Source organism: Devosia sp. (assembly GCF_034675085.1).
In the GTDB taxonomy this organism is placed as follows: domain Bacteria; phylum Pseudomonadota; class Alphaproteobacteria; order Rhizobiales; family Devosiaceae; genus Devosia.
In genome coordinates this window covers 1-8,294 of record NZ_JAUCDN010000141.1, presented here as the reverse complement: position 1 = coordinate 8,294, position 8,294 = coordinate 1, and the positions used below count along the sequence as shown (strand labels likewise).

The window sequence follows — 8,294 nt, the reverse complement described above, 5'->3', positions numbered from 1 at the left end:
CGCGACAACGTCGTCATCCACGAAGGCAAGCTCAAGACGCTCAAGCGCTTCAAGGACGAGGTCAAGGAAGTGCAGATGGGTCAGGAATGCGGCATGGCCTTCGAGAATTACGAAGACATGCGCGCCGGCGACGTCATCGAATGCTTCCGCGTCGAAACGGTGCAGCGCACGCTTTAACGTGTTCGCCATTGCTAAATGACAAAGGGCATGTCCGCCGGACATGCCCTTTCTTTTTGCCGCCCCCTCCATGTCGTCGCCCCCTCGAAGCCGGATGGGGCGGCGTGTGGGGAGGGCCGAAAATAAAAAAGACCCGCCCGGAGGAGGGGGGCGGGTCTTCGTGAACCGGGGGCGGGGTGACTACGGAGGATCCGCCGCCGGCAATCGGGATCAGCTATTGATGACCGTGACGCGCGCCCCGACGGGAACGCGCGAATAGAGGTCGATAATGTCCTGGTTCATCAGGCGGATGCAGCCCGAAGAGACATTGGTGCCGATCGTATAGGGTTCGGTGGTGCCATGCAGGCGGAAGAGCGTGTCGGCGCCGTTCTTGTAGAGATAGAGCGCGCGCGGACCCAGCGGGTTCTCGATGCCGCCCGCCATGCCGCCGGCATAGGGACCATAGCGCTCGGGCTCGCGGGCGATCATGGATTTGGTGGGGGTCCAGCGCGGCCATTGCGCCTTGCGGCCGATGACGGCCTCGCCGCGGAAGACCAGCGATTCATCCTTGCCCACGCCGATGCCGTAGCGCAGGGCGCGACCGCCCTCGAGCACGAGATAGAGATGGTGGGCGGGCGTATCGACGACGATGGTGCCGGGGCGCTCATTGGTGAAATAGGGCACTTCCTGGCGCCACCATTTCGGGTCGACCCGGCGGATGTCGGTTGCGGGCACGGGGTGAGGCTCACCCATGACCGCGCCATACATGCGCAGATAGTACGGATCGATGCTGGGCTCCTGCACCACCGGCGCGCGAGTGGACGAGCAGGCGGCCAGGGTGAGGGCGGGCAGGCCGATCATAAACAAACGACGAGAGAGCAAGGTGAATCCCTAAACGGCGGGTGACGCATGATAATTCGAGTTGCCCGTTGGGTAATCCGGGCGCGCGGGCTTTGCTAGTGCAGGAAAGCCTCACTCAGCAAACGCACGGTTAACCAGGCGGTTCCTCGCATAAAATTGATAGGGTAAACGCCGCGCCAAAGAAAAGGGGCCCGGATCGCTCCGGGCCCCTGTTGCATGCAAGGCCGGCCTTATTCGGCGGCGCTTTCCTTGGCTTCCCTGACGATCTCCTTGCCGGTGTCCTGGTCGACCACCTTCATGGACAGGCGCACCTTGCCGCGTTCGTCGAAGCCGAGAAGCTTGACCCAGACCTTGTCGCCTTCCTTGACCACGTCGGTGGTCTTGGCGACGCGCTGGTCGGCGAGCTGGCTGATATGGACCAGGCCATCCTTGGCGCCGAAGAAGTTCACGAAGGCGCCGAAATCGGCGGTCTTGACGACGGTGCCCTGATAGATGGCGCCCACTTCGGCCTCGTCGGTGATCGACTTGATCCACTTGATGGCCGCCTCGATCTGGCTGCCGTCCGAGGAGGCGATCTTGATGGTGCCGTCATCCTCGATATTGATCTTGGCGCCGGTCTTTTCGACGATCTCGCGGATGACCTTGCCGCCGGTGCCGATCACTTCGCGGATCTTCTCGGTCGGGATCTTCATGGTCTCGATGCGCGGGGCGAACTCACCCACTTCCGCACGCGAGGCGGTGATGGCCTTGGCCATTTCGCCCAGGATGTGGATACGGCCATCCTTGGCCTGTGCCAGGGCGATCTTCATGATCTCTTCGGTGATGCCGGCGATCTTGATGTCCATCTGGAGGCTGGTGACGCCCTGATCGGTGCCGGCCACCTTGAAGTCCATGTCCCCCAAATGATCCTCGTCGCCCAGGATGTCGCTGAGAACGGCGAATTTCTCGCCTTCCAGGATCAGGCCCATGGCGATGCCGGCCACCGGACGGGCCAGCGGCACGCCGGCATCCATCAGCGCCAGCGAGGTGCCGCAGACGGTCGCCATCGAGGACGAACCGTTGGATTCGGTGATCTCGGAGACGATGCGGATGGTGTAGGGGAATTCCTCGACCGAAGGCCGGATCGGGTTGATGGCGCGCCAGGCCAGCTTGCCATGGCCGATCTCGCGGCGGCCGGGGGAGCCCATGCGGCCCGCTTCACCCACCGAATAGGGCGGGAAGTTGTAGTGCAGCAGGAAGTTTTCCTTCTTGGTGCCTTCCAGGCTGTCGATGAACTGCTCGTCCTCGCCGGTGCCCAGCGTGGCCACGACCAGCGCCTGGGTCTCGCCGCGCGTGAACAGGGCCGAGCCATGGGTGCGGGGCAGCACGCCCACTTCCGAAACGATGGGACGCACGGTCTTGAGGTCACGACCATCGATGCGCAGGCCGGTGTCGAGCACGTTCCAGCGCACGATCTTGGCCTGGAGGTTGTGCACCACCTCGCCCAGGTCCTCGGACGAGACCTCGCCGGCTTCGATCTTGGCGGTGAAAGCCTCCTTGACCTTCTTCTTGGCAATATCGACCGCGGCGTAGCGGTCTTCCTTCTTGGTGATCTTGTAGGCGGCGCGCAGGTCGGCCTCGGCAATGGCGAGCACGTCCTTTTCCAGCGCCGAATAGTCCGGGGCCACGAAATCGCGCGGCTCCTTGGCGGCCAGCTCGGCCAGCTTGATGATGGCCTCGATGACCTTGCGGCTTTCGGCATGGCCGAACATCACCGCGCCCAGCATCACCTCTTCGCTGAGTTCCTTGGCTTCCGATTCCACCATCAGCACGGCGTCTTCGGTGCCGGCCATGACCAGGTCGAGCTTGGATTCGGAACGGCGGTCGACAGGCAGGTTCAGCACGTACTGGCCATCGACATAGCCGACGCGGGCCGCGCCGATCGGGCCCATGAAGGGAACCCCGGAGATGGTCAGGGCCGCCGAGGCGGCGACCATGGCAAGCACGTCGGGATTGTTCTCCATGTCATGCTGGAGAACGGTGACGATCACCTGGGTCTCGTTCTTGTAGCCCTCGGGAAAGAGCGGGCGGATGGGGCGGTCGATGAGGCGCGAAACCAGGGTTTCGTTCTCGGTGGGACGGCCTTCGCGCTTGAAATAGCCGCCCGGGATCTTGCCGGCGGCGAAGTATTTTTCCTGGTAGTTGACGGTCAGGGGGAAGAAGTCCTGGCCGGGCTTGGGCGAGCGGGCGCTGACAACGGTGGCCAGCAGCACGGTTTCGCCCAGGCTCGCCAGCACGGCGCCGTCGGCCTGACGGGCGATCTTGCCGGTCTCGAGCGTCAGAGGCTGGCCGCCCCAGTTGAGCTCGACCTTGTGATGATCAAAATTGATGGTCATTTTGCGTCTTTCCATTCTGCCGGAGGAGCGGGAACGCGGGGGGCGTAGCGGCCCCACGAACTCGACCGGTGCGCCGGCACCCTGGCGCACCCCATGTGCGGGAAGGGCTCAAAATCAGGCGCGGTTCACATCTGGCGGTGACGAAACATGGGCAAGACAACAAGCAGCTCCGGGCAATGAGCGGCCAATAATCCTGCCATGCTCCGGCAATCGCCGGTCTACGCTTTCATTCCCCGGCCCCTGTGGGGCAGGCGGGGAAGAGGCGGCTGCGGAGAGGCCCCGCAGCCGGACGGCATGGGCGCGCCTTAGCGGCGCAGGCCCAGACGCTCGATCAGCGTCTTGTAGCGGGCTTCGTCGATCTTCTTGAGATAGTCGAGAAGGCTGCGACGGGTCGAAACCAGCTTCAGCAGGCCGCGGCGGGAGTGATTGTCCTTGCCATGACCCTTGAAATGCTCGGTGAGGTTGGCAATGCGCTCGGAGAGGATGGCAACCTGCACTTCCGGCGAGCCGGTATCATTGGCCTTGGTCGCATATTCCTGGATCAGAGCGGTCTTGCGCTCGGGCGTAATCGACATCGGATTGTCCTTTGAAATGGAGGAGCTGGGACGCCCCGGCCGGGATGTCGTCCAGGCGGGGCCGTGAAAAGCCGGAGCCATCGGGCGCCAAGCTGGCGTCCCTATAGTGCAAAAGACGCCGGAATGCCAGAATTTATTCGGCGGCCTCGTCCTCGCCGGCCCCGATGCCCCGCGCCGGATCGATGGCGCTGAGGGGAATGGAGAAGCGCCATTCCATGCCGTCCTCGTGGCAGATGCGCTCCACCTCCGCCCCCAGCGAGCGCCCGACCATGGATTTGAGCACGGTGGTGCCGAACCCCGGGCGCTCCTCGCGTTCGGGCCGGCTGGGCACGGTCTCGCGCCAGACGAAGTCGAGCCGGTCATCGGCGATGGACCAGCGCACATCGAGCCGCCCCTGCTCTTCGGAAAACGCGCCATATTTGACGGCATTGGTGGAAAGCTCATGGGCGGCCATGCCCATGATCTGGGCGGCCTGGGTGTTGAGGCGCACAACCGGCCCCTCAAGGCAGAGGCGTGACGCATCGGGAGGGCTGAACGGGGCGAGCTGGTTTTCCAGCAATTCCCCCAGCAGCACGCCGGCGCGGCCATGGGTGAGCAGCAGGTCGGTGGAACGGGCCAGACCGAGGATGCGCCGCTCGAAGCTTTGCACATAGGAGGCCACGTCGTCGGCGCCGCGCGCGGTCTGCTTGGCCATGGCGGTGATGACGGTCATCTGGTTCTTGGAGCGGTGCGCCACCTCGCGCATGAGGAAATTGACCTCCCTCTCGCTGGCCTGGCGCTGGCGCGAGGCCTGCTCCAGCGCCTCGCTGACCGAGGCGATCTCCAGCACGGGATAGTTCTTGGCCTCGACCACCTCGCCCTGGCCCAGAAGGCGGGCGTCGCGGGCCAGGCCGCGCACGGAGGAGCCGATCATGCGGCTGACGGCGATCAAGCCGATAACGACCAGCCCCACCAGGATGAGCCCGCCCAGCGCCAGCGACAGCATGGCCTGCTGCATGGGCCGGGCGATCATGGCTTCGGGGGCCCAGGCCACGGTGCGCCAGCCGGTCAGGGCGGAGCGCAGCACCACCAGCCGCGCCGGCCCCTCGGCGGTGTCGACCCGCTGCCAGCCATAATAGAGCGGGCGGGCCATGACGTCGAACTGGGAAAACACCGAGCCCACCGCGCCGACATCGCTGGTGGCGGCGATGATGCGCCCCTCATTGTCGATCAGCGCCGTCTTCCAGCCCTCGGGCAGGCGATTGGCCACCAGCGTATCGTCGAAATTGCTGGCGGGCTGGTTGAGCGCCACCACCTTGCGCCCATAGGGCCCCAGATCGATGGGCATGAGGATATTGTAGACCCATTGCTGGGAGACGGCCCCGAGCACCAGATCGGTCACCACCACCTCGTCGGTCGCCAGCGCCTTCTGCGCCGCCTCGGGATCGGCGGTCCAGCCGGAGGGCGTGTCATAGGGGCGACGCGTGGTGAAGGCGGTGGAATTGTCGGCGTTGAGCACGAAGAGATTGGTGCCGGTGCCGGCCAGCGCCAATACGGCGCGCTCGTGGAAGGCGCGGAAATCGCCGGTATGGAAGGCGGGGCTGGTCGCAAGCACGCGCAGCGTGGTGGTGTTGGCGGTGATTTCCCGCTCCACCCGCTGCACCAGCGATCGTGACGTTGCCAGGATCAGGGTTTCCACCGTCTGCTGCTGGGCATCCTGGTTGCGATGCATGAGCACGCCGGCGAAAAGCAGGCTGGGCAGGATGGTCACCAGGCCGATGGCGACCAGATAGTGGACAATGGGGCGTCCCTTGAATGCCGGGAACCGAAACCGCAAGCTGCCGCTCCTTTGTGCGGAATCATGAGCCGGTATGCAGATCGGCCCGCTCCGGCCAGCCTACAGCATGTCTCCCGAAAGTGGGAACCGGTTTCGGGATAAAGACATGCGCAAAAACAAAGGCTAACGCGCATGGAGCGAATCTGAAAGATCGCGACGCGCTTTAGACGGGCATGGGGAAGCCGGCAACTGGCTGGGTTGCCGGAATTTTCGTCTCAATATTTGGCGCTGGCGTCGCTGGCCGGGAAGCTCTCGTCCAAGGCGTCGTCCTGCTTGTCCCAGCTTCGGGGCTTGTCGGCCAGGGCCTGCTTGCCGGCATTGCGCACCTGTACCGGGGAATCCCCCGGGCCGGGCTTCTTGCCCCCCTTCATGGCCGCGGCGGCGTCGGGCGCGGGCTTGGGGTGTTTTCTGGTCTCGGGCATCACAGCCTCCCTTTCCATATCTTCAGACACAACACGCCAGCCGCGCAGGAGTTGCAGCCTCTTGGCCTCTTGGAGTCTTGGCCAAGCCTCTGGTAAAGAGCGCGCATGACCCAGATGCACGCCAACACCAAAAAGCTCTTCATCAAGACCTATGGCTGTCAGATGAATGTGTATGACAGCGACCGGATGACCGATGCGCTGGTTCCGCACGGCTATGAGCCGACCCTGGACATCGCCCAGGCCGACCTGGTGCTGCTCAACACCTGCCATATCCGCGAAAAGGCGTCCGAAAAGGTGTTTTCCGAGCTGGGCCGGCTCAAGGAGCTGCAAACCGAGCGCCGGGCCATGGGCGGGGACATGATGATCGGGGTGGCCGGCTGCGTCGCCCAGGCCGAGGGCGAGGAAATCGCCCGCCGCGCCCCGGTGGTCGACATGGTCTTCGGCCCCCAGGCCTATCACCGCCTGCCCGACATGGTGGAGCGGGCCCAGGCCCAGCGCCATATGCATCCCAGCCTCAAGCGCGCCGTCATCGACACCGATTTCCCCGAGGAAGACAAGTTCGAGCATCTGCCGGCGGCGCGCAGGGAAGTCACCATCAAGCGCGGCCTCACCGCCTTCCTCACCGTGCAGGAAGGATGCGACAAGTTCTGCTCGTTCTGCGTCGTGCCCTATACGCGCGGCGCCGAGGTCAGCCGCCCGGTGGAGCAGGTGCTGGCCGACGCGCGCAATTTGATCGAGGCGGGGGTGAAGGAGCTCACGCTTCTGGGCCAGAACGTCAATGCCTATCACGGGCTGGACGCGGCGGGCCGGGTGGTGAGCCTGGGCGAGCTTGCCTTTCTTCTGGCCGAAATCCCCGGCCTGGAAAGACTGCGCTACACCACCAGCCATCCGCGCGACATGGATGACGCCCTGATCGCGGCGCATCGCGATCTCGATATCCTGATGCCCTATCTGCACCTGCCGGTGCAGTCGGGATCGGATGCCATCCTCAAGGCGATGAACCGGCGCCACACCGCGTCCGACTATCTCAGGCTCATCGAGACCATCAAGGCGGCGCGCCCCGACATGGCGCTTTCGGGCGATTTCATCGTCGGCTTTCCCGGCGAGAGCGATGCCGATTTCCAGGACACGCTCGGCATCATCGCCGAAGTGGGCTATGCCTCGGCCTATTCGTTCAAATATTCCACCCGCCCCGGCACGCCCGGCGCGGCGCTGGACGGGCAGGTCCCCGAAGAAATCAAGACCGAGCGGCTTTATCGCCTTCAGGAGCTGGTCAACCGCCAGACCGCCGCCTTCCACGCCTCCTGCGTGGGCCGGACCCTGCCGGTGCTGATCGAGCGTCCGGGCCGCATGCCGGGCCAGGTGGGCGGACGCTCGCCCTATCTGCAAGCGGTGCATCTGGACGGCTCCACCGACCTGATCGGCGCCATCCACCAGGTCGAGATCATCGGCACCAGCACCAATTCGCTGGTCGGCCGGCTCCAGCAGGCCGCGGCGGCGTAAGGCCTGCGCAGGATACAAAACTTATCCCCGCTCCCTGCCGGCCCGCTTATCCTGATTGCGTTCCTGCCGATGACACGCGGTGCCGACGAAGCGCCGGGCAGAAAGAACGGGGGGTTCGGGGTCGCCCGGGCCAATGCGTGGATGCCGACAACCGGCCAGAGCCGGACCGCCCCCATGGCCGGTGGATAATCTCCGCCGGCCAGCGAAGGCGGGTCCGAAGCGTCAAACCCCAAAAGGGGGCCGCTCGAGGCGTGCGTAGAAAACCCGATCGTGGGAAGCGGCTTTCGCCTCTTCTGTTTGTCTACCAATCGGGGGCGGAAGCCGCTTTCCACCGTGAAACCGCAAGCCAGAACGGCCGGGCGGCGATACCCATTGGGCGCAATGGCAGCCGATCGTCACAAAAAATCTACAGACAGCGGAACAAAATCGGCCTAGCCTCGCTGTCCATGAGGCGCTTGGCGCCAATCCCTTTTTCGGAGCCACAAAGGTTTGAGCAGGCATTTGTCAGCAAATCCGGACAACGCACTCGCAACCCAACTCGAACTCGCCTTTGAAGACAATCGCCTCGCTGCCCAGCTTTACGGCG

Annotated in this window: 6 protein-coding genes; 1 reads left to right on the top strand and 5 read right to left on the bottom strand. The window is 64.5% G+C overall.

From position 1 onward, the window contains the following. Positions 1–387: 387 nt before the first annotated feature. The 5 genes from VDP82_RS10320 to VDP82_RS10300 all read right to left on the bottom strand — a co-directional run bounded on the left by VDP82_RS10320 (position 388) and on the right by VDP82_RS10300 (position 6,205). Positions 388–1,017 (bottom strand): L,D-transpeptidase, encoded by a 630-nt coding sequence (locus VDP82_RS10320; protein WP_323014763.1) that lies wholly within the window; start codon positions 1,015–1,017, stop codon positions 388–390. Between the two features lie 230 nt (positions 1,018–1,247). Beyond that, on the bottom strand, positions 1,248–3,392 hold the full coding sequence (gene pnp / locus VDP82_RS10315; protein WP_323014762.1) for a polyribonucleotide nucleotidyltransferase: 2,145 nt from the start codon (positions 3,390–3,392) through the stop codon (positions 1,248–1,250). A gap of 305 nt (positions 3,393–3,697) precedes the next feature. After that, the gene (gene rpsO, locus VDP82_RS10310; protein WP_323014761.1) at positions 3,698–4,048 is read right to left on the bottom strand and encodes a 30S ribosomal protein S15; all 351 of its coding nucleotides are present in this window, start codon (positions 4,046–4,048) and stop codon (positions 3,698–3,700) included. Between the two features lie 52 nt (positions 4,049–4,100). Then, complete coding sequence (locus tag VDP82_RS10305) at positions 4,101–5,783, bottom strand: sensor histidine kinase (protein ID WP_323014760.1); 1,683 nt, start codon at positions 5,781–5,783, stop codon at positions 4,101–4,103. A gap of 215 nt (positions 5,784–5,998) precedes the next feature. Beyond that, the gene (locus tag VDP82_RS10300) at positions 5,999–6,205 is read right to left on the bottom strand and encodes a hypothetical protein (protein ID WP_323014759.1); all 207 of its coding nucleotides are present in this window, start codon (positions 6,203–6,205) and stop codon (positions 5,999–6,001) included. Positions 6,206–6,310: 105 nt separating this feature from the next. On the opposite strand from VDP82_RS10300, the gene miaB reads away from it, so the two are divergent. Continuing rightward, the gene (miaB, locus tag VDP82_RS10295; protein WP_323014758.1) at positions 6,311–7,708 is read left to right on the top strand and encodes a tRNA (N6-isopentenyl adenosine(37)-C2)-methylthiotransferase MiaB; all 1,398 of its coding nucleotides are present in this window, start codon (positions 6,311–6,313) and stop codon (positions 7,706–7,708) included. Positions 7,709–8,294 lie beyond the last annotated feature (586 nt).

Bases quoted from the DNA above. Each gene is read 5' to 3' on its own strand.
- VDP82_RS10320 (WP_323014763.1), bottom strand. From the start codon at position 1,017: ATGATCGGCCTGCCCGCCCTCACCCTGGCCGCCTGCTCGTCCACTCGC.
- pnp (WP_323014762.1), bottom strand. From the start codon at position 3,392: ATGACCATCAATTTTGATCATCACAAGGTCGAGCTCAACTGGGGCGGC.
- rpsO (WP_323014761.1), bottom strand. From the start codon at position 4,048: ATGGCTCCGGCTTTTCACGGCCCCGCCTGGACGACATCCCGGCCGGGG.
- VDP82_RS10300 (WP_323014759.1), bottom strand. From the start codon at position 6,205: ATGCCCGAGACCAGAAAACACCCCAAGCCCGCGCCCGACGCCGCCGCG.
- miaB (WP_323014758.1), top strand. From the start codon at position 6,311: ATGACCCAGATGCACGCCAACACCAAAAAGCTCTTCATCAAGACCTAT.